Origin of the sequence: Pedobacter suwonensis, assembly GCF_900111825.1 — a bacterium.
GTDB classification, from domain to species: domain Bacteria; phylum Bacteroidota; class Bacteroidia; order Sphingobacteriales; family Sphingobacteriaceae; genus Pedobacter; species Pedobacter suwonensis.
The window spans coordinates 22670-47767 of record NZ_FOJM01000012.1 but is presented as its reverse complement, the minus strand read 5'-3'; the positions used below and the strand labels follow the sequence as shown (position 1 = coordinate 47767).

The following is a 25098-nucleotide window of genomic DNA, read 5'->3' as shown; positions in this document are numbered from 1 at the left end:
TAGTTTACAAGCGGAATAATATTATTAGCAAGAACGAAAATAGGCTTCCTTTTAAAGTATTTAGTGCATTTCTGAAGTGACTTCGGATAGTTGGAATAGAAAGATTAAGTTTTTTTGCGATTTCTCCGTAGTCTTCACCTTCAATATGACGTAATTCATAGACCATACGCTGTTGCCTAGGTAATTTCTTTAGTGCAAGTTCATATTTCAATTGAATTTCTGTCGCTTTCATATCCTCAAACGGATCGCTGGACGTACGCCCGTCAGAAACCAAGCTAAGGGTTGAAAGGGCTGTTGACTCGCGCGAAGCCCGCTTTAGTTGATCGAGAGCGGCATTTTTAGCCATGCGGTAAACCAATGCATTGAAATTTTCTACTTTGTGGGCATTATGGCGTGTTTTCCAGATCTTTAAAAAAACGTCTTGGACAATGTCTTTCGCAATTTCGCTTGATCCCGTTATTCCAAAAATAAAACCATAGAGTTTATTTCTATAACTGTTAAAAAGAGTAGCAAAGGCCTGTTCGTCATCTAATAAAAGACGGCCAAGTAATTCCTGCTCCTTTTCAAGTGTAAATTTATACATCTAAATTCGTATAGATCCTGCCTTTAAGCGTCTTAAATTTAAATCCACTTAAAAGCTAAAACGACTGTTATATAAAACGTGGTTAATTTATTAAAAATATCTTAATATTTAATAAATACGTAAAAGTTCTGGAAGTATGCGAATGATTAGATAAAATGTAACTCGCTACCCCTAAAGTAATTAACGGCATATTGAATTAAGCGGCGAACTATTTTACTGTATATCATGTAAAGTACTTCCAAATATATCAGAGATTATTGAGATTTTTTAAGACAAAGTCTGCTCTTGTCAGCACTTCAGATCTCAAATCAGGATTCATTTTATCCCAGATCCGGTAAACCATAGAAAGCCTGTGGTTCTTGCCAAGTTTAGCCCTGTTTCTGTCATGAAAGTCCCAATACAGGCTGTTAAACGGACAGGAATTTTCTCCGGTTTTTTCATTGCGGTCGTACTTACAATTATCGCAATAATTGCTCATTTTATGGATATAATTCGCAGTGGCAGTATAGGGTTTGGAGCCGATAATGCCGCCATCTGCATATTGGCTCATTCCCCTTGTATTGGTAATTTCTACCCATTGTATTGCATCGATGTAGATACCCAGATACCAAAAATCGACCTCATCCGGATCGATGCCGGCAAGCAGCGCAAAATTTCCTGTGATCATTAAACGCTGAATATGATGTGCGTAGGCATATTCAAGAGACTGATTAATGGAATGCTTTAAACAGTTCATCTCCGTTTTTCCCGTCCAGTACCATTCAGGAAGTTTCCTTTTGTGGTCAAAGAAATTCATTTTTTCAAATTCGGGCATTTTCATCCAATAAATACCCCTCATGTATTCACGCCAGCCTAAAATCTGCCTGATGAATCCCTCTATCTGATTCATTGTGGTCGATTTCTTATTTTCCTTCCAATATTTAATCGCTGAACTGACCACTTCAACCGGAGAAATAAGTTTGGTATTCATGCTAAATGATAAACGCGAATGATAAAGAGACCATTCGTTGGTTTGCATGGCATCCTGAAAGGTGCCAAATAGTGGGAGACAGTTTTCACAGAAATAATGTAGCAGTTTTAAAGACTGATCTCTGTTTACAGGCCAAAGGAGATGTTTTGGATTAATATTACCGATAGTTTTTATCTTCGTAGCACTTATTCTATTATATTGTTGCCTTACATCGTTATCAAATAACAGCGGAGGGTTTGGTTTGTGGTTTTTGGGAAGTTTCTTCCGGTTTTCCTCATCAAAATTCCATTTGCCGCCTACCGGATCATGGTCATCATCTAACAATATGTGGTGTTTTGTGCGCATTGCCCGGTAGAAACTTTCCATTAACAATTCTTTTTTCCCGGAAAAGAAATCCGCCAGCTCGGTTCTGCTGGTGTAAAAATGTTCTGTATCAAAAGCGCAGTGATTAATTGACAGGCTTTTGCAGAAATTGTTTAGTTCCTGATCTAGCCGATACTCATCGGGCAACTGATAATGAAATTCTTTTACGTCAAACTTTTCTATTAAATCGTTCAGGTTATCTGAAAAATTTTGTTTGTTCTTCGGGTCATCAAGTCGAAGGTAAATGGTTTCAATTTTTTTACTATTCAGCAATTCAGCGAAATTTTCCATTGCTGCAAAAAAAGCACATGCTTTCTGGATGTGGTGCCAAACATAATCGGTTTCTGTTTTTACTTCCATCAATACATGCAGCGTATCGGGCGATGGTTTTTTAAACCACGAATGCTGTATGTTAAGCTGATCACCCAAGATAAGCCGCAAAATCTTATATCTCTTTTCCATGGCCAAGAATGTCAGCTCAGATTGTTCACCAGTAAAAAACTGGATTCCCGTTATATTGTTTGCAGGAAATTCGGTAAAACCTGCAAAAAATTTTACCAATAGGATATTTAAAATTGATTTGGTGCAGGTGATAACATCGAGCTTTTTATTACTTTTTCAAGCTTTAATCATGCTTTCAGGTATAGTTGGACAAGGTCGATTCAATAGTTGTATTTTGGTATTTTTAAGTCTTCAGAAACAGTTTTGAAATTGCCGTAGCTTCACTGTTTCAATATATAAAAGCGATCCTTCAGCTTATGATTGAGTATTTGCATCTAGGTTTTTAATTGTCTTATGAAAAAGTAATAATAAGATTCTAACTAAGAAAACATTTAAGTTGTATTTACGAATTTTTATAGGCAAAATCGTATCTTGGGTATGTTTTCTATAGAGCAGTACTACGTGTACGTAGAATAAATTGTCATTTAAATTATAAGTAAAATATGTCTGAATTAAATTATCCTGTACCATATAATGAACCCGAGCGGCTTTTAAAATTGTCAGATTTCGATATAGACTACGGAAGTATGAATGAAAGCTTTAAAGATCTTACCCACCTTGCCGCTAAGGTAGCCGGTACAGAAATTTCATTAGTCAACCTCATCGATGCCTATACACAGTGGACAGTAGGCAGTCACGGTCTTGATTTACAGCAGATGACAAGGGAAGAATCTGTGTGCCAATACACCATTACACAAACGGACCAGTTTGAAGTACCTGATCTTTCGGCAGATGACCGCTTTAATAAAAATTTTTATGTTGGTGCTCCATTGTCGCTTCGCTATTATTTTGGGGTGCCACTTAGGGATAATGATGGGTTAAACATTGGTGCTCTATGTGTTTTGGATCGCGGATTGAAAATCTTGAGCCCCGAGAAGATTGAATTGCTGAAGATCATCGCTTTAGAGATCATGAATAGGGTAAAAACCTATCAGACAATGGAGTTGTTACAAAATAAATTAAAAGATGCCAGTGAATCGAAAAAAAAAGTCGCTCATGACATTAGGGGACCAATTGCGGGGATAATAGGTTTATCTGAAATTATTACTGAGCAGGGAAAAAGTGCCAATTTTGATCAGGTGATTGAGTTTATCAAATTGATTCATAGTGGAAGCAAATCACTTTTGGATCTTGCCGATGATATACTTTCCGATAATGACGAAGTGAAAGCCCCAGGCATCAACGAGTTTGACCTGAGCAGCTTTCGCGCCAAACTTCTGGAGCTTTACGAACCACAGGCAACTTACAAAAAGATCAAGCTAAATATCAATATTAATCCGGACAAAAAAAATATAGTGTTTTCAAAAAACAAGCTGCTGCAGATTAATGGAAACCTGATTTCAAATGCGGTGAAATTTACTCCTCCAGGTGGTACAATAACTGTAGATCTTGACTTGGTATTTAAACGGGATGCTAATATTTTAAAAATCGTTGTAGCCGACAGCGGCGTGGGAATAAGTGAAGACGAGATTGGTCAAATTTTAACAGGAGGCATCGGCACAACGCAAGGAACAGCGGGTGAAAAAGGTTACGGATTTGGCTTATCTTTGGTAAAACACCTAATTGATAAACTGAATGGTGAAATGTTCATCACATCTGAAAAGGGACGGGGAACAGTCTTCCGAATTGAACTTCCTCAACGCCAGTCGTAATTTTTAGTTTGCTAAAATCTAATTTTACTATCATGAAGCCCAAATTTTATTTATTGCTATTCTCAGGTCTACTATTCTCGAAATTGTTACAAGCGCAGGATGGCAGTGCAGACGAGCTGTTTACCCAAGCAAGGACCGCTGCATTCGAATCAAAAGACTACCCTAAAGCCATTGCACTTAGCAAGAAGGCACTGGCTAAAAGTCCGGATTATGCCGACGTCAGGATTTTTTTAGGTAGGCTTTACAGCTGGACCAAGGAGCCAGATAGTGCGAGGCAAGCTTTCGCTCTGGTCTTAGTAAAACATCCTGACAACAAAGATGCTCAGCTGGCTAATGCTACTCTCGAATTTTGGGAAGACAATAATGAAAAAGCGTTGCTCAATGTAAATAAAGGTCTTACATTCTATCCTTCAGACGACGATTTTCTGTTGTTGAAAGCTAAAATACTTAACAGTTTAAAAAAATGGAAAGAAGCAAACATTACTATTGAAGAGGTCTTAAAACGATCACCAAAGCTAACCGAGGCACGTACACTAGCCGTAAGAGTACGGGAAAATTCTTCTAAAAACAGAATAGGGCTCAATTACGATTTTGTATACTTCGATAAACAATTCGATAATCCTTGGCACATTGTGAATATGGATTATAGCAGGCAAACCAAATTGGGTTCTATTACCGGAAGAGTAAACTATGCCAATCGTTTTAACCGCAATGGCCTTCAGTTTGAGGTAGACGCATATCCCCGCATATCAGGTACCTTTCAGGCCTATATTAGTGGCGGTTATTCTAGCGACGTGGGTGTGTTCCCTCACTACCGTGCAGGCTTTTCATTGTATGCGAACCTGCCCGAAAGCTTTGAAGCGGAAGCTGGATTTCGTTATTTAACCTTTGGCGAATCAACCTGGAGCTACACGGCATCAATAGGGAAATATTACAAAAGCTTTTGGTTTAATTTTTGGACTTTTTTAACTCCTTCAAACGATCAGGTATCTCAATCGTTTGCTTTCACCACCCGGTACTATTTCGGTGGCGCTGATGATTATTTTAGCCTTCGCATGGGTACTGGTTTATCGCCAGACGATCCCCAAAATAATGTTTTAATTGGAAACACGACTTATAAGCTACGCTCTAACAATATTACGCTTGGTTATAGGAAAGCATTTAAATCGCTTAATGTTATCATCGTTAACCTGGGATTGGAGCACCAGGAATATAGGCCTAATACCAAAGGCAATCAATTTGATCTCGGGATTGGCTATATAAGACGTTTCTGATGACAAAAAGGACAAAAAAAATATGGATTACCCTGGCTATTATCGCCAGCATTCCATTAATGATGTGGTTCTGCTGGTATTTAAAGCCCAAAACCAAAATGGTTGCAGCTATAATCGATAAAACAGTTCTCACATCCGACGGGCAGGAACATATCTCTTTCTTATGGGTGCTAAATCATGAGAAACTAACAAAAACAGCAAGCAAGTTATATAAAATTGACCACGATTATTTTGGCTTCTTTCCATTGGCGCAAGAAAAATTTCGGCTTAAGGGATTGGAGCGTTTTAATAATGATCAATTACATCAATTAAGCGAAGACATTAACCTGGTTTATTTTACAGATACCTACGGCATTTATCGAAATGAATGGTATGCTAAAAAGAATAATAATGAGCGATCAGGAATGGTTTATGGAGGGATGAGCGGTCAGGATATTGAGTTGTTAAAGCAGATGAAGCAGAAAAGAAAACTCATTATCACAGAATTTAATAGTATTGGAAGTCCAACAGGCAAAGAAACCAGAAAGCAATTCGAGAATATGTTTGCAATGCGTTGGACCGGCTGGACAGGTCGCTTTTTTGAAAGCCTTGATACAGCAAGAAATAAAGAGCTGCCCAGGTGGCTTATTAACAATTATAAACTTGCAAATAACAACAACTGGCCTTTTAAAAAGTCGGGTGTTGCTTTGGTCAGCGATCAAGACAAGGTCATCATCCTAGAGGATGGCCGGGACCTGAAGAATCCAATGCCACATATTATCAGTGGTGAATACGGACAAAAAGTGCTGGGTTTGCCTGAAGAAATTAAATATCCATTCTGGTTTGACGTCATTCAACCAGATAAGGCAATAAACACACAGGTTGCCAGCTTCCGAATAGATGTTAACCAAAGCGGGCAGTCGCTTTTGAATGCGAACGGCCTCAGTGCTATTTTTCCTGCAGTGTTGATGCATAAGCAAGCCGATTACCGTTTTTATTACTTTTCTGGAGATTTCTGTGACAATACTGTAAGCCTGTCAACCTCTTATTTTAAAGGAATTAGTGCCTTCAAATGGCTGTTTTACAACACCAGTGATCCAATGGAACGATCCAGTTTCTTTTGGAATTTCTATCGCCCGATGATGACTACTATCCTCGAACAGGAACGCGAATTCAACAACAAATAGCTATTTCTTTATCGGACTATATTTTTGAATTACGGACGGTGGCAGCAATCTAGTCTTGGAATCCAAACTGGCATTCTTTCGCTTGAAGTTCTCAAAGGCATTTTTTATTCTATTGTAGTTCACTTCGTCTCTTGCTAACTCCTCTTGCATATTATCACCTATTTGATAAAGGGATGTACCATTGAGGTGGTACTGACCTTGGATAAAATCAATCATCTCTGTTTTGGTCTGTACCAGGGGGTAACTGTGAACATTTCTAAATGAGCGGGCAGTATCAAGCCCAGATCCGAGCCAGCTTGCAGCGTCTGGTAAGTTTAAACCATAGCCTGAATGAAGATACGCAAGCAAGCTTGGAGTCACATCGAAATGTGTAGATATGGATGCGAACTGCGCGCTACGCTTTAACAGCGGAGAATAAATAATCAATGGCACATGATAGCGATCTATCTTGTTACTCATCGGGATCTCTGGCATACGGTGATCTCCTGTAATTATAAAAATGGTACTATTGTAATCTTCTCGTTTTTTATAATTATTAAAAAAGTGCCTTAGCGCATCGTCCGCATATAAAATAGTACCATACTGGTGTTTGTAGTTTCGATAACTATCTTTCTTAGTTTCATCAAATCCTAAATCAGCCATGCGCTGCTCGAATTTCAAATTGTATCTTTCCTGTTCATTAATAAGAAAAGGATTATGGGTAGTTACCGTTAAAATTACGTTTAACTCCGGTGGTTTAGTGGCTTTTGAAGACGTGTTTGCCAGATAATACTGATATAACTCCTGATCTCCATATCCCCAGGAAAAACCATTTTCTTCAGGCAGTTTAGAATAGTTCGCGGAAAAGGACTTAAGGTCTCTGATTTCATCAACGCTGTTCTTTTGAAGAAATAAGTTCATATTATCAAAAGTTGCGTCACCTCCATAATAGAATGAAGTCTTGTATCCATTAAATTTTAACAAGCTGTACAAAGAAAGATGATCTGGCATTTGCTGTCCAAGTTCAAGAAAACCATTTTTACCGAAAGGTAAAGATCCCATTAAAGAGGGCAGGACTGCAAACGTGCGACCACCGGCACTTAGAAAATTTCTCCAGTAAAGACCTTTATTGGATAATGAATCAATAAAAGGAGTAAAATTTCCCAGATAAGCGCCTTCGTTGGTAAATGCGCGCCCAAGCCCCTCGATGATAATAACTACAAGATTTGGTTTGTTTTTCGCTTTATTAAAAAATGGTGTTAGCACATCAGTATCATTCGCTTTCCTATAAAACGGGTATTCCGATCCACCCAGATAGGTGAAGGTATTGGATGCAGTACTATCATTGCCATAATCTCCAATATAGGAATCGGCATAAATATCCAAATCCTCGTCTGTGGGATAAAAATGAATATAAGAACTGATAAAAAAGTAATCGACCTTGTTTAACGCAAGGTTATTGACAAAAAGGTTTTCAAAGTTTTTTTTGAAAAGATGTTCTTCGCCATTGATCATTAAGTAAAAAACAGATAGTATGGGTAAGGACCAGGCCAACCACAATGGAACCTTGATGTGTTTTGGCAATTGATTAAGTGCAATCACTAATACTATAATCATGCCTGCAAAACTTAGCATTATAGGAAGTTTTATCGTGCCGGAAGCGCCAACAGTTTGTTTTATATCGGCAAAAGAATAGCCGTAAAAATCGGCTCCCAATGGTACCAGGGCAGTAGTGAAATACGTGCAAAGGGCCAATTGAATGAAAATAATAATAGCAACGAACACTTTAAAGCTGACTGTTGCCAATCTGGGATTCACAAAAAATAGTGGTATAAATAAAATCAGTTCAAAGATTATCCATTTAAGCCAAAAGCTTATATCTGCAAGCCATGACCATAACATAAAGCTACATAGATTAGCCGGAAATTGATGAATTAATCCATTAACCAGAACTTCCACCGCTCTGATCACAATTAAAGCAATAAGCCAAACTATTGCGATTTGCAGGAAAACCTGACTTGCTGATTTAAAACGATTAATCATTGTTGAACTTTTTCTTTTGTAAATCCTTGCCGGGTCATTTCTCCCCAGGAATTCTTTTTCCGCAGTAAGTCAATATTGCCCTTTACAGCAGACCATACTACAAACGGATGAAAAATTAATGGTTCCAAAAAGGCTGTTAGAATTAAAAGTAGCAGGTTTTTGTTTGTTTTGTATTGATTGTAAGTGAACACTTCCATTAATATTGCAAAAACTGAATACAAAAATCCGAAGCTAAATATGAAAAGCAATAAGCCGAAAAAAAATGACCATTGGATCAGTCCGAAGCAGGCAAAGATTATAAAGGCGATAAATCCGAAAAATTCCACTAAGGGAGCTAAAAATTCGAAGAATAACCAATAGGGATAGCTAAGCATGCCCAAAATGCCATATTTCGGATTTAAAAACATGATTTTATGCATCTGAAGAGTCTCTATTGTGCCACGGGTCCATCGATTTCGCTGTCGCCCAAGTATTTTAAAGGTAGATGGCGCCTCTGTCCAGCATAGTGGATCGGGGATAAAACTCACTTTGTGCGGAATCCTATTTTCCTGCATGTATCGCCTCATTCTTACTACCAACTCCATATCTTCGCCTACTGTTTTATGATTATACCCTCCGCACTTAATCACAATGTCTTTATCGAATGCCCCAAAAGCTCCTGATATAAGCAGCAAACCGTTTAAACGACTCCAGGCCATCCTACCTAGTAAAAAGGCCCGAATATATTCCAGCGTCTGAACACGCGGTAGAAACTGTCTGGGAAGCTTAACTTTGAGCAAACGTCCGTTTTCAACAATGCAACTGTTGGCAATCCGAATCACCCCACCCGTTGCAATAACACGTTCTTTAGTGTTTTCTAAAAAGGGTTTTGCTAGCTTGAGAATTGCATCCTGCTCTAAAATGCAATCGACATCGATGCAAACAATATAGTTGTTGTTTGAAACGTTTATGCCAACATTTAAGGCATCTGCCTTTCCGCCATTTTGTTTGTCAACAACGATTAACTTTTTATAAACTATCTTTCTGCTTCTGTAAACGCCTTTTACTTCTTTCGTTTCAATCTGGCCGTCAATAAAAAAGTCAGCCTTATAAAGATGATAAGCTTCAATCAGCTTCGCCAGTGAATCATCTTTACTCCCATCATTAATAATAATTACTTCAAGATTGGTGTAATTTATGGATAGCAAGGACCGAACATTCTCAATAATGTTTGCCCCTTCATTATAGGCTGGTGCTAATATACTAATACTGGGAGCCTGTGTTGAGCCAGCTAGTACCCCATAATCTGTAAAACTATTTTTACGCAGATAATTACGAATTTCCCCAATCGAGAACCCTGCGAAAAGCAAGTAGCAAGATAAAAGCGATACTGAATAGGCTAATAACCCATAAGTAAAAATATCTACTAAAAATGACTGCCAGCTCACTATCTAATTTCGGTTTTTAATTGAGGAATCATGTCTATTAGCGGGTAAGTTTTCGATCTTTGATCATTTACAAGGCATTCCAGACCAGTTTTATTTCCATTAATAATGGCACGTGCAACCGCAAATTTCATCTGGGCCTTCTCAGTATCCAGATAACTAAGCAAAGTGGAAACATTTTGCACATCTCCAATAACTGCTATTGCATTCATGATGGCTATTTGATTTTGATAAGTTTCCCTTTCGAACCTGGCCAGCAGCACTTCAGATGTGTTTTCTACATATATGTCGGTTAATGTCGCAATCGCCTGCTTACGAACATTGGGGTTGTTATGGTCAAGGCAACTCACGATGTTTTCATAAAGCTCGTACCTGCGATAATTTCGGGCCAGTTTAAGCGCAAAAATGGTAACGCTCGCATTTTCGGAGCTTAGCCATTTGTCTATCCCCGTTAATTCAGTTTGTGGTACTGTCGATAATTCTTTTAAAAGTCTGATTTGTTGCCAATCTGTTATTTGATAAGAGATGATATCAAGAAAACGAAGCCCCTCGAACCCGATAAGATTCAGTACGGCAATTTGTGCCTCCATACGAATTAGGTTATTTTTGCAGTTGGTATAACGGTATACCCGGGCAAGATGCTCTTTGAGACCCATCGTTCCGATCTGCTGAATGGCATAAGCCTGCAAGTGCCATTTACGGCTTTCCAATAAGCGAAGTGCTTTTTTATCCAAACCAAGCTGAATGTATAATTGGCGAAGGTTATCTCCATATTGTCCCGATACATTACGCTTTGCTAAGATAATTTTTTTTACCAACCGATTAGAAAATCTCCTGTTGTTTAAATTGTCCTTCAATCGTCGAGTTATTGGAATTGAGGTCAGTTGGCCATTATTGCCCTCATGAAAAAATATAGCTTTACGAAGTAACATATCTATCATCCTGTCCCACTTCAGATATGCTCTTCTCCAGATTTTACGAATAAATAAATAAAAAGAAAGAAATGTGATCAAGAAGGTCGCAAGCCCTAGGAAAACGGATAGGAGGATTTCAAAATAGATCATCTTTTAACAACTCCAAACCGTTTTATCCGTACAGAAAGTTCACTAGGGCTAAACGGCTTTGTTAAATAGTCGTCCGCACCTAAACGAAAGGCTTCAAGTACCATATCCTCGTGCCCCATTCCAGAAAGAATTATTATAGGTGTCTGGTGTTTTTCTTTTACTGCCGCTACAATTTCCAGCCCTGAACGATAAGGCATCATTACGTCAGAAATAATCAGGTCAGGTTCATAATCCTCTACTTTTTGCAATGCATCATTTCCGTCACGAGCAAGAACAACCTCATGCCCATCTTTTTTTAAACGAAATTCAACTATCCTAAGCATCAACTCGTCGTCCTCAGCAATTAATACCCTCATGTCTTAATTATTAAATTACTATTGCTAAGTTAATACATTTAGATGGATAATTAAATAGTTCCTAATGCTTCCGCTGAGAAGAGTTGTTCTTGGTAGGCTATTTTTTCCTAACCTTACAGCATTATTCATCTTTCCGCAGTTTCTCGCCTGGATACCGTAAGATAGCAGTTTGACAGAACCGACCCTCATGTCAAAAAAAACAAAACTTTAATTAAACAATATGAAAACCGGATTTATTCGCTCATCATCATAATTGGTTTGCTGGCCGCCTGTAGTGGTAACCAGAAACCAGTAGATATCAGTAAGGCAAAAGAGGGCAAAGACGCTAAATACGAAACAGCCAGGGTAGCAGAAGAGGCCCTTTCCAGTTACACCCGCATACCCGGAACGTTAAAACCCTGTAATCAGGTAAACATTTTCCCAAAGGCCAATGGCTTTGTGAAGGCCATATTGGTCGACTTAGGATCAAAAGTGACCAAAGGTCAGCTCTTGATGATCTTGGAGGCACCAGAACTCGAATCCCAGTTACAGTCAGTAAATTCCCGTTACCTTCAGGCTCGTGAAACGGCATCCGCAAGCAGTGAAAAATACCGGAGGTTAAAAGAAGCTGCAAAGGAAGCAGGTTCTGTATCCCCCTTGGAGCTTGATAATGCACTTTCAAGGATGAAAGGAGATAAGGCCATTGTGGAGGCCGAACGATTTAATGTATCTTCTGTACGTACCATGCAAGATTACTTAAAGGTATATGCCCCATTTGACGGCGTAATAGTTGACAGAAATGTGTCACCCGGAGCGTTGGTATCAGCAGGGAAATCTTCTGATCTGCCAATGTTGGTTTTGCAAGACCTGACCCACATGCGGCTTGAAGTGTCCATCCCTGAAGATTATGTTGATAAAGTAGATTTAAGCCAGATGATGAGGTTTTATTTTAATGCCTTGCCAGGGGAGGAGCATCGGGCAAAGATCAGCCGCTCTGCAAATTCTTTGGGCAATATGCGCCAGGAAATTGTGGAAATTGATGTAGCCAATAAAGATAACAGGCTGAAGGCTGGAATGTACGCTGAGGTAGAGATTCCGCTAAAATCAGGTGCTACTTCGTTACTGGTGCCCAACTCCGCTATTGTACGGTCTACCGAACGAAAGTATATCGTAGAAGTGAAGAACGGAAAAGCCTTGCTCGTTGACATTAAAGAAGGAATGAAAGGCACAGCCATGACTGAGGTTTTTGGTGCGATCAAAGCCGGTACAGAGATCATTTCGCCTGCCAACGATGAGATTAAAAATGGCGAGACACTTTAACGCACAGCCGGACGGATATAAGCCGTCCGGCAAATTTTTTATCCTTATATATCATACAAACAGAAGAGTATGGCACGAGCAATACGTTCAAGATGGTAGCTAGAGTTTTAATCGCTGGAAAACAAGATAACGTTTTAGGAAATAGCATTTGTCAGATAAATAAGCAGCGCGATACTGGCAGCAAAGATCATTACGGTAATTGCCTTAATGAACATTGTAGAATGATAATAAAGCCCTTTTTCCAGTTGATACTTTGTTTTCTGATACCTTAAAAACGATAGTATAATGGTGATGGTACCAAGCGCAACCAACAATATCCCAATCTTTCTCGAATCGCCGGTCTGGTGCACAGAAACTTTAGTTCCAAGGGCTAACGAGATCTGCTTGATGAATAAGGAGAATTTAACCACCACAAATCCAAAACCCATAACTGCTATACTGGTCCTGATCCAGGCTAAAAAAGTACGTTCATTGGCCAGGTGGTCTCCCGGGGCACCTGTAGAATGTTTTTCACTCATTGTTCATATTTACTATCACTAACAATTGTGCTCTGTTAATAGTTTCACGGCATGATATTCAGTTGAGTTTGATTTGAAGTGATAGCATAATATGTGTTATTCAATTTAACATCAGGATGGTCAAAATTGATAGGGCAACAATTGGTGCTGATGAAACAGCTGCTACCTAGCAGATTCAGCCGCAGTAAATAAAGCAGATTCAAGATGTTTTTGTCTGCGTTGAAAGATATAATGATTCAATTGTGAGTATTTGGAATAAACACCATATGCACCTTAATGATTACTAATAAAAGAAAATCTTTAGCGCTGAAGAATGGAACTAATGTTCCTAAAATAGCAGTTGCTATCGTAAGCCTCGGCATCAATAGTTCCCAATCAGTACAGTCTTTTTTGAGCCAAGATCAGGAAACACTAGGTCTGTTTATCCCTTTTTGCTATTGATATCCTCCATTACAGGTTTTGCGGTGAGCCCGTGAAGAATAATGGAAATCAAAATGGTAAAGGCTACAATGGCCCAGAGTACATCCTGTTGCTCAAAGTTTACTTCACCTAGAGCAAAGGCCAGATAATATATAGATCCCATCCCGCGTATACCAAAGAAACTGATCGCGAGTTTTTCCTTCAAAGCGGTAGAGTTTCCTAAAAGGGCCAGATAGCAGGCAATCGGCCGTACCAGCACAACAATGCCAAGTGAAACTAAAGCCATTTTCAGGGTCAATGGAGCGAGTATTCCCCCAACCAGGGATCCGCCAAAAAAGATGAGCAACACAGCAAGCAGCATACGTTCCATCTGATCGGTGAATGAATGCAATTGTTGATGATATTTATGTTCTTTTTCATAGTGCCTGAGGGTTAGGCCAGCAATAAATACTGCAATGAAACCATACGCATGTAACGATTCGGTAATGGCATAGGTGAATAGGGTAAGTGATATCGCAAGGAAACCGTCAGAAGCTTTTAACAACCGATATTTTTCGGAAATAGAGAATACCAGAAATCCAACTAATTTGCCGCAAAGCCAGCCTATGATCAAACCTCCGATTGTTTTATATAAAAGGTAATACCAGCTCCAATGCCATAAAGAAGAAGCATCGATACCTTGTGAAGCCACTACAATAGCCAGCCAGGTAAAAGGAAATGCCAGTCCGTCATTTAGCCCCGCCTCTGAGGTTAGCGCAAAGCGCGATTCAGATTTACCACGCTCATTAGGCGGGCCAACCTGTACATCGGCGGCAAGCACCGGATCTGTCGGGGCTAGCACTGCCGCGAGCAATAATGCGGCTGAAAGGCTTAAACCCAGCACAAAAACGCCCAGTAAGGCTGAGATGGATATGGCAAGGAGCATAGCGATAAAAATCAACCTTAGTGTTGTAGACCATTTCCTGAATGAAAAACTTCTGTCTATCTTGATGCCGGTTCCCATTAACGAGATGATTACAATAAGCTCGGTGAAATGAACCACCAGGCTGTTATCTTTTTGTGGAAGCGGGGAGGGCAGGGCTGCCGGCCATACCCAATAAATCAAGGCACCTATAGCTACATAAACAATAGAATACGATATGCCTATTTTACCGGCTATGGATGGAATAAAAGCCATACCAATACTGGCAATGCCCGCTATCAGCATTAATATGATATATTCATTCATCTTAGCTGTTTATATAAAGGGATAAGACACAAAAAAGGATGGAATAACCGGCCGTCGTTTATTAAGGCGCTCGCTTTGCAGCTGTAAAGCGCTCCAGAAGCGTTCAGAAAACCAATATTAATAGAGCAGGCGGATATAGCCGATAAAATCATATTAAGGTTAATGGAGGCGATATGTAAATGTATTTTCAATATTGTAGGGCTTAACGTACAGTTGTCAATAGAGGATCTTTCTCCGGCTCAATAGCCTGTTAAACTAACATCAGTTCTCTTATTTGGTTTCGGCTATTTAAGGAGGTTTTTAACTGAAGCATGTTATTGTGGTCTCAAATCGTTCCTGAGCCCGGTTAAAGAGATCTTTCCTTTTATCCCGGAATCAAGCGTTCAGATACCCTTAAGCGGTTTTTCCTGAAAAAAGCCCTAAGTTTCATATCTGTCCAGTAATTTATCTGAATTTTCTATCGTGATTTGTATTTTTGCACGCAAATCATTGTGCATCAATGGTTAGAATAATGACAGGCGCGATAGATGAAAAACATCTTTTATAATCGCATGAACTGCAACTGCATACTTCCTGGGCTTAGCTTTTTGCCAAATTTGGCTACAACCTCTCTCAAGCCCGAATACCTCAGTCTTTGTAATTTTTTAACCAATTTTTCGTAGCGGCAGTTTTGTCGAAAAACCAGATGTCTCATGAAGATGGTTATCAAAAATCTCAAATAGATAAAAGGGTTGAGGGTATATATTTAATCACAAACGAATTACGTGAAATAAAAAACGAGACAAACAGTGTAGAAACTGATTTGTCTCGTGAGGTGCACTTGACAAGATGATTCATTAGTGTATTATTTATCGAAGATTTGATGCGTATTGGCGGCTTTGAAAATTTCGAAATAAGACCGCCAGCTACCTGTTATCTATAAGAAAAGGTAATACAGATTAGCTATGATTTGTTGGGACGATGATCAGAAGTGAAATTTGATAAGAGTAATTCAGCACTTCGATCATAGCTTCTAAACCGACATTCTTAAGTTGAACGTCGGCAGGGCTTTGATCAGCTCATCAATCCTTTCTTGAAGATTATGTGTCTTAGTTTTTGTTAATTGCTGAAAGTAAATTTGAAGTCTTAGCTTCTAGCAAGATAGCTAAATTACGCTTGTCAAGCCAAAGTTCTATAGTGCTTTAAGATTACAGTACTTATTGCTTGCTGTTCGCAGGCTAATTTTGCCAGATTTAACTTCGCTAAATATTTTTTCCTTAACATCATCGCTTAACCGACCCAAGTGTTTCCTAATTAAAATGTTTGTTTAGTCTTTGCTTTTTGTCGCCATTTTTTGTTTTAAGGCTTTATTTGTCTATAACTGTATAATTCCATAGCAGGTTGGTGATAAATATATATGGGTATGACAACTTTAGTTAAATAAATTTTGGTTTACACAATTAAATATGCAAATTGACATAGGAAATATAAAAATTTAAATTACTTTTTACATTAGCTGAATTATTCTTAACTATTAAAAATTGTTAAACTGGTTTTTATGAGTTAAGCTTAGTTTCTAAAATTAATATCATGATAAATGTTGGCTAAGAAATCTTGGATGTGAGATAATATTAGCGTTAAAACGGTAATGAAATATTTATTTCTTATTTTAAATAGTATTTAGATTTCACGGAGCAGAGAGTGTGATAACTTTATTATACACATATATCGAAAGGGATATTCATCAAAGATTATTGAAATATACTTTACATAATTTTTCTGATGATTTTCAATATAAAGTTTCAAAATTCAGAAAGTGGGAGGATGCTCAGCTATCGTTACTGGGTAGGTTACTTCTTTTGGAGGGATTAAAAAAATTTAGCCGTAATGCAAAAGATGTTGATTTGCTTAATAATAAACATGGAAAGCCATATTTAAAAAATATGGCTTTAGATTTCAATATATCTCATTCTGGAGATTTGGTGGTATGTGCATTGAGCACAAATGGAAATATTGGTGTTGATGTAGAATTGATGCAGGATATTGATATAGAGGATTTTAGAAGTCAAATGACCATTTCGGAATGGAACAGGATAAATTCAGCCCATAATAAACAAAGCGAATTTTTTAGTTATTGGACAGAAAAAGAGGCCGCATTAAAGGCGTGTGGCGAAGGTTTGACCGGGGTTGATTTGAAATCATTTGAAATTATAGAAAACAAAGCAATGATCAAAAATGATGAATATTTATTGCAAGAAGTGAATATTTCTCAAAATTACAAATGCCATGTGGCGGTAAAATCGATAAGTGGCTTAGAGGTAAATATCAAAATCGATTTAGTCCCTCTGAAAGTAAGTATTTTTTTGCCTTCTGATAGTAATATTTTATCATAAATGAAATAAAATGCAATCTAGCCAGCTTCAATAGGGCTGTAATAATTTTGTTTAAGCCGAATTGTTGGTTAGCAGGTTTTTATACTTGATGAATTTCCCGTTTCAATCATTAAGCTATCTATCATAAATTGAGTTAATTGTTCTGTTTTTCCTAAGTGGAGAGTTTGTGCAGAAGGGTCTCATTATTTTCTTTTTGAGCAAACAAAATATCTTAATTAAATAAATCAACACTTACTTTGCTCATTAAATCCTTTCTGAAAAAGCCTCCAATAGGAATTGTTTTATTGCCTTTAATTACGATTTCATCTCCAATGATAACTTCAACATATTTTAAATTAATTATAAAAGATTTATGTGAACGAAAAAATAAATGTGGATCTAGTTTTCCAAGTATGTATTTTAAGCTAGTGTATATTGTGTAAGCTTTTTCTGATTGCGTATGAACCCTGATATAATTGCTTAGTCCCTGGATATAGGTTATTTCATCCATGTTTATTTTTAAATGATTTTTATTGTTATCTATCTGAATGAACTTAAAATTATTTTGATGACCAGCTGAAGTTGCATTGATCTTCGAATAAATTTTGTCAAGACTTTGAAGAAATCGTTCATATCTAAATGGCTTAAGTAGGTAGTCGACTGCATTTGCATCATAAGCTTGGTGGGCATAGCTTTTAAATGCTGTTGAAAATATAATTTCTGATTTACCTTTAATTAGATAAGATAATTCTATACCTGAAAGTTCAGGCATATTAATATCAAGAAAGGTAATATCTGGCTCAATTTCTTTTTTGGAAATTTTATTTAACGCTATTAAGGGATTGGTTTCGGTGCCTATTAGCTTGAGTCCAGGGGTCTGTTTTATATATTCCGAAAGAATTTCAATTGCATGTTGTTCATCATCAATTATATAGCAGGATTTTATCATAAATTTATTAAAACTTTTAACGTTGTAATTGGTGTTTGTACGTAGATTTTACTGGTTTAATTTTCTTTAATAGATTTATTTATTGATTTGAGAACTTTCATATTGGTTAAATTTATTGTTGATGGTATATAGCGAAATAGTTTACATAATTTTAGATTTTAATTATCCGAATTTATAACATGTTTATAGCCAATAGAGTTGGCTTCAAATTCTCTGTTTGCCATTAGGTTTATTATCGAGATTTGGACTACTTTAATCTTATTACCAAAATCTTCTTGAATAGTTTTTTAAACCCTCTCTTTATATTGCTGAAACATTATCAATATCTCATAACAACCATAATATTCTTATAATGTTTTATATGTATTTATTGTATAATTTAATTTACTAAATTGTTATTAGTTAAATGTGTTATTTATTTATAAATGTAGTATTGAAATATATAAATAAATTTTACATAAATAAAATATGGGTTTACATAGTTTGTAGTTTGTTTGGTGTAATTTGTAACCTTCGATATGTTTTCGTGCTTGATTTATAGTAATTTAGGAATTGAATAATAATGATATAGATTCTTAAAATTTCAATAGTATTTATGAATGAATTTGCAAAGACAAGGTATGTTGATTATACAAAACCTATATTCAACAAGAAAGTTAACTCACAGCTTGGCGAGCTTGAGATCGAATATGTTATCGAGAAAAATGAAAGCAGGAAATCGGATCGAAAAAAAAGAGAAAATCTACGTTTATATCACATCTAGAAGCTATTAGTGAGGAAATAAATTAACCTTTGGGTATCCCTGCGCCTCGATAATCTGAGTGCCAAAATTGATTTACTTGCCGATTGAAATATTATTGTCACGGTTGTCTATGGTTTGATTTTAATTTGAAAAAGTGATTATCCGGTTTTAGCTCCAGTTGTATCCGACCCTAAAGTATTTTTATGTAACTAATCTTAAAACATAAGCCTTTTTATTAATGCATTTGTTTGCGTTCGGTTCCGGAATCTGTATCTGTTATTCCTTGTTGGCTTAGTTAAATAGAAATTCGTGAAATTGAAAATATTTCGGGCATATTGCCGTGCTAGAACAAGTATAGCGATTGCTAAACATCTATATCCCTATGATTTTTCTGAATGCTTTGATATACATAATTGGTATGATTTAAGCACTATTATGATATTTTAAGCAGTTTAGATTAAAACATTTAATTTTTTATATGAGTATTTTTTATGTCACTACTGCCAAGTGGTATGTTATCTACACATACCCAAATTATGAAAAGAAGGTTAGAAATATGTTCTCACAATTAGATATTACATGTTTCCTGCCTGTACACAAGGTAACTAGGAAATGGAGTGACAGGAAAAAAACCGTTGAAATACCATTATTTCCCAACTACATATTCGTGTATGCCGATGATAAAACCAAATATCAGGCTTTAAATGTGTACGGCGTGTCACGCTACGTTTCTTCCAATGGAAGTCCTGTCACCATTTCGGAAAATGAAATAGATATAATAAAAAAAATGATAGTTGTTCCCGGAATGACTGTAGAACAGCATATAGAGGCTGGCGATCTTGTCGAAATAACTGATGGTGCATTTAATGGACTAAAAGGTATTGTTTTTAAAAAAAGTAGCAAATCAAGATTTGCCGTTAAAATTCATGGCATTAATCAATTTGTATCTATTGAAGTTAATCTGTCCTCAATCAGAAAATATGGATCAAAATTATAGATTTTAGTCAAGTTGAAATAAATGCTTTTTACTACTTTTGAATCATCTTGTTGATAAGTTATATTACTTACAGTCGCTTTATTGCGCCATTGCTGTTTTTAATTTTGAAATACAATCCTTGCTTGATTCATCAACGAATTTGGCTAGGTCATTTCTGATTCTAAGCGTTTCCTGTTCATCTTTATTAGGCAGAGTACTTCTGGTTTTCTTTTGCCTGTTTAAAGAAAAAACTTCTTCTATAGGAGCAACAGATGTGATGTCTAGGATAGTGGTTTTAGTACTGTAATCAGTTAAAATTATCTTATATATGTTGTTTTGTGCTATCAACCTTACTGTAAATTCTATCTGGTAAGCGATGGGTATGGTATCTGTTGTATTGTAGCTATATTTTCTGATAAGGTTTTTTTTTGAGGATAATAGGCCAGCTTCCTCCCGCTCCTGTACAGAAAGAAGCTGGCCGGATTTATTTTCTTGATCAAACCAGTTTTTTGCACGGTTAAAAAGAATATTTTGAGCGGTTTCCGGTACCTGTGCTGTAAAAGAATACGAGACCAGGTTTGTTACACTATCTGTCGGAAAAACAACTTTCTGAGCACTTACAATAATTGGTAGCAGCAATACAAGTGTTAATAAATTTTTCATGGGATTTCTATATTATTGTGTTTTTATACGGTCTTTCTCAATGTCTGCACTTCCGGTTTTACGCTTTTTCTCTGCACCACTAGGTCCGCCAAAATTATAAGTGAATCCAAGCGTAAATACCTGTGAATTGAACCTGTTCCTAAAAGAAGAAGTAGCATTTGGGATGAAGTTTGTTAATCCATCAGCTCTGTAGGTCTTGAGAATATCTCTTGCATTGAACTTAATTGATCCCTTATTATTGAATATTTTTTTCTGAATACCAGCGTTCAATTGACCATTGGCGTAATTGATAAACTGTCCATTTACCCGTCTGGTGATATAAAAACCACTGATTTCTGCGCTCCAGCCCTTTTGTAAAGTGAATTGACTTGTTAAATTGAGTTCTCCAAAAGTGGAAGACTGATCAAGATAAGTGGAAAATAACTGTCCTTTAAAGTTATTACGGAATACCTGGATATAGGTGTTAAAGAACCACCAGTCATTTGGTTGCAACCCAATATTTACCGATGCTCCAAGGAAGGTGGCTCTGCCAATATTTCCAGTCCCGTCAATGAAAATGTTTCCTTCCTGTCTGATCACTTCATTTTGAATATCACTGATGCGATTATAATAAAGTGCAACAGTAAATATGCTTTTATAATTATAAGATAATTTGTAATTGTCAGAATATTGCGGCTTTAAAAATGGATTCCCTGAAGAGTAGGTGAATTTGTCGGAAATTGTAATAAAGGGATTCAAGTCCTGATAATAAGGTCTGCGTATTCTTCTGCCGTAAGAAGCAATCAAGACATTTTTTCCTAAAGTATCGAGTTTGTAGGAAAAATATGCTGTAGGAAATAAATTAGTATAGTTTCTAACAAATGATGAATCCTGACGCGTTGGGTTACCTATTTGATTACCTTTTGCGTTGGTGTTTTCTGCACGTAAGCCTAGTTGCAGAGATAGTCTTTTGAATTTTTTGGTGAAATTTGCATACACTGCATTAATGTTTTCTTTATAAAGAAAATGATTCGTTAGGTTATAGTTAGTTGTAAGTGTTTCATTTATCTGGTTGAAGTAATTGGCTTCATTATCAGTGTTTACATAACTGCTTTTTATACCTGCTTCAAGTTTAGCATCTTTACCTAAAGGATGGGAATAATCTGCTTTTGCAGACCAAATGTTAATATTGGTAGGTAAATTACTTGAAATTGTCTGGATATTTGCAAGCATTCCATTTGATGAAAATGATTGATTGATAAAAGATTGATCAATACGTGAATTATAATTTAAATAGTCCAGGTCAAATGTTAGTTGTTTGCCCAGGCTATCGAACTGATGGCTGTAGTTTAGATTGACACCTGTATTGTAAAAGCGATTTTTGCTCTTATTATCAGCTGTGATGATGGAATCAATCTGGCGATTTTGATTCAGTAATTGATTAATAGAAGGATTATCTGTTTTGCCCGGGGAAGCCGAGCCTATAAATACTATCCCCCATGTTGTTTTGGGTGATGAGTAGTAATCCATGCCAAGCTTTAAGTTTATTGCATGGGTTCTGCTTTTGATATATTGCGTTTGTTCAAAAACTGAATTAAGATTTCCATTGTTATTAAAATAATTTCTGTCTAAATCTAATTTTCGGTAGTTTTGATTCAGGTTGTAAGAGGCATTAGAAAAGAAATTTATTTTATTAACGCGGTAGTTTAAATTCAAACTTTCACTGTTCTGTGTATAATGTGCCTGGCCCAAACTTGAGGAGAAAGCACCGTTAAATCCCTGGGCTTTTGACTTTTTTGTCTTAATGTTAATTACCCCGGAGTTTCCTGCTGCATCATATTTTGCAGGAGGGTTATCCATTAATTCAATCTGGTCCAGTGCAGATGAGGGAAGTGATTTGAGGTAACTCGAAAGATTACTTCCGGATAAATACGTAGGTTTACCGTCTATAAAAACCGTAACACCAGATTTCCCTTTGAAACTAATATTGCCATTTCCATCAACAACCACACCAGGTGATTTTTCGAGCACTTCTAAAGCATTGGCTCCATCGTTTGAAATCAATGCACCTACATTAATTATTGTGCGGTCTAATCGTTGTTCCATGTATACTTTTTTTCCTGCTATAACAACTTCTTTGAGATTATTAACAATAGGAGGAAGGGTAACTTCGGGTAATGTAATATTTTGTTGTTCTCCTAATGATACTTTTATTGAAAAAGGAAGCGTTTCTATGGATGAGATACTAATCTGATAATCTCCCTTTTGAGAGATCTTTAATTGAAAATATCCTGCACTATCGGTTAAAGTAGATTGTATAATCTTATCCGAATTGATTTTTTTGATATTAATTGATGCAAAAACCACTGGCTTACGCCCTGTACTGCTTACCCTTCCCTGAATAACATAATTGGTTTGAGGACTACTTTTTTCGAGTAAAATATTTTTATCTATCTGGCGGAAAGATAATGCTGAATTTTTAAGTAATTCTATTAATGTGTTTTCGATTGTACGTGTTCCCGATGAAATAGAAAGCGTGGTAATACTGTCGATGGCAGATTTTCTGTAAAAAAATCTGAAACTGCTTTGGCCTTCAATTTTTTTTATTGCAGATAAAAGATTTTCATTTAGAAGTCCCAGCGTTACTTTTTCAGTAGAAATATCCTGTCCTTTTAGCGGAGGGGCAACTAATGTACTTAGGCCTATAATGGTAATGATAAGAATAAATAAACTGCTGCGCATCTGTGTATGTAAGTTAATTGTATATTGTATAAATTTAATAAGGACTTATGCGGGGCTAATCACATCCTTTACCATCAATAATGATGTTTTTTTCGGTGTCGTAATGGTAGGTAGCTTTATTGAATGCGCAGATTACATTAAGGATTTCGTTTAAACTTTTATCTTTTAATGCAATTCCGGAAAACTGGCATTTTTTCAGTTTCTCATTATTGAACCTAATAGAAATTTTAAATCGTTTTTGAAGCATTTGAGCGGCCTGTTCGAAGGTAATCTCATCAAAATGCAGGTCACTTTCCTGCCATGCAATTACTTCTTTTGCGTTTACTTCATGCAGCATATACTGATGGTTATTTTTATTAAAGCTAATCTGGCTATTTGGTGTTATAATGCCTATCACCCGGCTGCCGTCACTAACACTTACTTTGCCTCTCGTTACGGTAATGACAATTTTATCGGCGTTATTTCTGGTATTGATATTGAATGCGGTTCCCAGTACCGTTGTTTTAAGTGTAGCTGTATGTACTATGAAAGGCTTTTTTATATCATGATGAACATCAAAATAAGCCTCACCTTCCAGGTAAACCTCTCTTTTGTTCTGATTAAAAGATTTAGGATAACTTAATTTAGAATCTGCATTTATCCATACTATACTTCCATCACTGAGTTTTATTTGTTGTTTTTGATTTTTTGGAACATTCAATGCGGTAAGCGTTGCAGGTTTATATGAAGCCTTGAAGAAAAATACACCAAGAAAGATGAAGAATAAAATTGCAGCAGCCGCCTGAAATCGATAGTTTTTTTTGGTTAGGGTTGCGGGATATATTATTTTTTTTGGTTCATCTAATTGAGCAGTTTGTAAAATCTTTTTATAAAGATTATCTTTCCATTCCTCTTTATCAGTTTTATTTAGCTGATTCCATTGCGCATTCTGATGTTTGGTTTCTACGAACCATTTCTCTATAACTTCATTTTCGTGCTCTGTTGTTGCTCCTTTCTGGTATCGATCCAGCAACAATTTAATATCCTGATAATTCATTCTTTTCAGATTTACCAGTAGTCGGATAAGTATGGTGGTAGTACTACATGAAAATGAAAAATAATTGCTACCCTTTAAATTGGGTTAGGATTATAAACTGTTATTGATTAAGATAGCAATGATAATGATCACATTACCTATTGATTTTTTTAGATGTTTAAGGGCTTTAGATAATTGGTTCTTAACGGTTTGTGTGGATATGTTAAGGGATTTTGCAATTTCAGCAACAGAATGATGTTGATGACGGCTTAGCTGATAAATTTGCTGTACCCTTGGTGGCATTTCTTTCAGCGAGTTTTGAAGTAGAAGATTTAGTTCTCTGACTTCCAGTTGCTGATTTGTTCCATGGTCGAAGTAGTCAGCGATACGCTGAGCAGTACTTGCATATTCTCTTCGTGTAATATTATGACGTATTTTGTCAATTACCTTATAGCGGACTAAAGTGAAAAGATAGGTTTTAAGATTAGCGGTAATGATTAAAGAACGACGTCCTTCCCATAGTTTAATGAATAAGTCGTGTATGATGTCCTGGGCGTCTTCTACCTGGTTAAGTTTTGAAATTGCAAAGTCCGCCAGGTTTAATGCATAGCGATTATAAATCTCAGTAAAAGCTTTTTGATTGTCTTTTGTAAGAAGATTAACAAGTTCTTCATCGCTTATTTTATGTAAATTATGCATTTTCATTACTACGCTAATATATAATAAATAAACCATTAGCCTTCTTGATTTAAAAATAAATAAAATGTTTTAAGGGATTAAAGCATTAGGTACTTGTATTATAAATAACATTTGACGTTTATTTTCAATACTATATCAGATC

The 25098-nt window shown here is 36.5% G+C and carries 19 protein-coding genes; 6 read left to right on the top strand and 13 right to left on the bottom strand.

Annotation, left to right across the window (positions count from 1 at the left end; genetic code table 11):
- Nucleotides 1–4: 4 nt before the first annotated feature.
- Together BM107_RS15870 and BM107_RS15865 are read right to left on the bottom strand one after the other, a co-directional pair.
- Nucleotides 5–583, bottom strand: a complete 579-nt coding sequence (locus tag BM107_RS15870; protein ID WP_090985086.1) for an RNA polymerase sigma factor — start codon at nucleotides 581–583, stop codon at nucleotides 5–7.
- A gap of 247 nt (nucleotides 584–830) precedes the next feature.
- Nucleotides 831–2378, bottom strand: a complete 1548-nt coding sequence (locus BM107_RS15865; protein WP_090985084.1) for a cryptochrome/photolyase family protein — start codon at nucleotides 2376–2378, stop codon at nucleotides 831–833.
- Between the two features lie 482 nt (nucleotides 2379–2860).
- Between BM107_RS15865 and BM107_RS15855 the strand changes: the two genes are divergently transcribed.
- From BM107_RS15855 to BM107_RS15845, 3 genes are read left to right on the top strand one after another with little or no spacing between them, the layout of a single operon-like run.
- Nucleotides 2861–4069, top strand: coding sequence for a GAF domain-containing sensor histidine kinase (locus BM107_RS15855; protein WP_090985080.1), 1209 nt, complete (start codon nucleotides 2861–2863; stop codon nucleotides 4067–4069).
- A 32-nt stretch (nucleotides 4070–4101) separates the two neighbouring features.
- Nucleotides 4102–5343 (top strand): YaiO family outer membrane beta-barrel protein, encoded by a 1242-nt coding sequence (locus BM107_RS15850; protein ID WP_090985079.1) that lies wholly within the window; start codon nucleotides 4102–4104, stop codon nucleotides 5341–5343.
- Nucleotides 5343–6509, top strand: a complete 1167-nt coding sequence (locus BM107_RS15845; protein WP_090985077.1) for a hypothetical protein — start codon at nucleotides 5343–5345, stop codon at nucleotides 6507–6509. Before BM107_RS15850 ends, BM107_RS15845 begins: the two co-directional genes overlap by 1 nt.
- On the opposite strand, the gene BM107_RS15840 is transcribed toward BM107_RS15845, so the two are convergent.
- The 4 genes from BM107_RS15840 to BM107_RS15825 all read right to left on the bottom strand — a co-directional run bounded on the left by BM107_RS15840 (nucleotide 6510) and on the right by BM107_RS15825 (nucleotide 11375).
- A complete protein-coding gene (locus tag BM107_RS15840; RefSeq protein WP_090985075.1) occupies nucleotides 6510–8531 on the bottom strand; it encodes an LTA synthase family protein in 2022 nt (673 codons plus the stop codon).
- Nucleotides 8528–9958, bottom strand: coding sequence for a glycosyltransferase family 2 protein (locus BM107_RS15835; protein ID WP_090985073.1), 1431 nt, complete (start codon nucleotides 9956–9958; stop codon nucleotides 8528–8530). The genes BM107_RS15840 and BM107_RS15835 overlap by 4 nt, the downstream gene beginning before the upstream one ends.
- Nucleotides 9958–10773 carry a HEAT repeat domain-containing protein gene (locus tag BM107_RS15830; RefSeq protein WP_090985071.1) on the bottom strand — a complete coding sequence of 272 codons (816 nt, stop codon included), beginning with the start codon at nucleotides 10771–10773 and terminating at the stop codon, nucleotides 9958–9960. The genes BM107_RS15835 and BM107_RS15830 overlap by 1 nt, the downstream gene beginning before the upstream one ends.
- Before the next feature lie 242 nt (nucleotides 10774–11015).
- Nucleotides 11016–11375, bottom strand: coding sequence for a response regulator transcription factor (locus BM107_RS15825; RefSeq protein WP_090985069.1), 360 nt, complete (start codon nucleotides 11373–11375; stop codon nucleotides 11016–11018).
- A 258-nt stretch (nucleotides 11376–11633) separates the two neighbouring features.
- On the opposite strand from BM107_RS15825, the gene BM107_RS15820 reads away from it, so the two are divergent.
- Nucleotides 11634–12674 carry an efflux RND transporter periplasmic adaptor subunit gene (locus BM107_RS15820; RefSeq protein WP_244278831.1) on the top strand — a complete coding sequence of 347 codons (1041 nt, stop codon included), beginning with the start codon at nucleotides 11634–11636 and terminating at the stop codon, nucleotides 12672–12674.
- Nucleotides 12675–12808: 134 nt separating this feature from the next.
- On the opposite strand, the gene BM107_RS15815 is transcribed toward BM107_RS15820, so the two are convergent.
- Nucleotides 12809–13192, bottom strand: coding sequence for a YidH family protein (locus tag BM107_RS15815; protein ID WP_090985064.1), 384 nt, complete (start codon nucleotides 13190–13192; stop codon nucleotides 12809–12811).
- A gap of 421 nt (nucleotides 13193–13613) precedes the next feature.
- Nucleotides 13614–14840: a cation:proton antiporter gene (locus tag BM107_RS15810; protein ID WP_090985062.1), complete on the bottom strand. Its 1227-nt coding sequence runs from the start codon at nucleotides 14838–14840 to the stop codon at nucleotides 13614–13616.
- 1733 nt (nucleotides 14841–16573) lie between these two features.
- Here BM107_RS15810 and BM107_RS15805 point away from each other — a divergent pair.
- A complete protein-coding gene (locus BM107_RS15805) occupies nucleotides 16574–17212 on the top strand; it encodes a 4'-phosphopantetheinyl transferase family protein (protein WP_134204849.1) in 639 nt (212 codons plus the stop codon).
- 211 nt (nucleotides 17213–17423) lie between these two features.
- Here BM107_RS15805 and BM107_RS15800 read toward each other — a convergent pair whose 3' ends face one another.
- The gene (locus tag BM107_RS15800; protein ID WP_090985058.1) at nucleotides 17424–18140 is read right to left on the bottom strand and encodes a LytR/AlgR family response regulator transcription factor; all 717 of its coding nucleotides are present in this window, start codon (nucleotides 18138–18140) and stop codon (nucleotides 17424–17426) included.
- 1220 nt (nucleotides 18141–19360) lie between these two features.
- On the opposite strand from BM107_RS15800, the gene BM107_RS15795 reads away from it, so the two are divergent.
- Nucleotides 19361–19879, top strand: a complete 519-nt coding sequence (locus BM107_RS15795) for a UpxY family transcription antiterminator (protein WP_090985057.1) — start codon at nucleotides 19361–19363, stop codon at nucleotides 19877–19879.
- A gap of 78 nt (nucleotides 19880–19957) precedes the next feature.
- Here the strand turns inward: BM107_RS15795 and BM107_RS15790 are convergent, their stop codons facing one another.
- The 4 genes from BM107_RS15790 to BM107_RS15775 form a co-directional block, all read right to left on the bottom strand.
- Nucleotides 19958–20521 carry a DUF4468 domain-containing protein gene (locus BM107_RS15790; protein ID WP_090985056.1) on the bottom strand — a complete coding sequence of 188 codons (564 nt, stop codon included), beginning with the start codon at nucleotides 20519–20521 and terminating at the stop codon, nucleotides 19958–19960.
- Nucleotides 20522–20533: 12 nt separating this feature from the next.
- Nucleotides 20534–23242 (bottom strand): TonB-dependent receptor, encoded by a 2709-nt coding sequence (locus BM107_RS15785; RefSeq protein ID WP_090985054.1) that lies wholly within the window; start codon nucleotides 23240–23242, stop codon nucleotides 20534–20536.
- A 55-nt stretch (nucleotides 23243–23297) separates the two neighbouring features.
- On the bottom strand, nucleotides 23298–24278 hold the full coding sequence (locus BM107_RS15780; protein WP_090985052.1) for a FecR family protein: 981 nt from the start codon (nucleotides 24276–24278) through the stop codon (nucleotides 23298–23300).
- A gap of 90 nt (nucleotides 24279–24368) precedes the next feature.
- The gene (locus BM107_RS15775; protein ID WP_090985049.1) at nucleotides 24369–24992 is read right to left on the bottom strand and encodes an RNA polymerase sigma factor; all 624 of its coding nucleotides are present in this window, start codon (nucleotides 24990–24992) and stop codon (nucleotides 24369–24371) included.
- Between the last annotated feature and the right edge of the window lie 106 nt (nucleotides 24993–25098).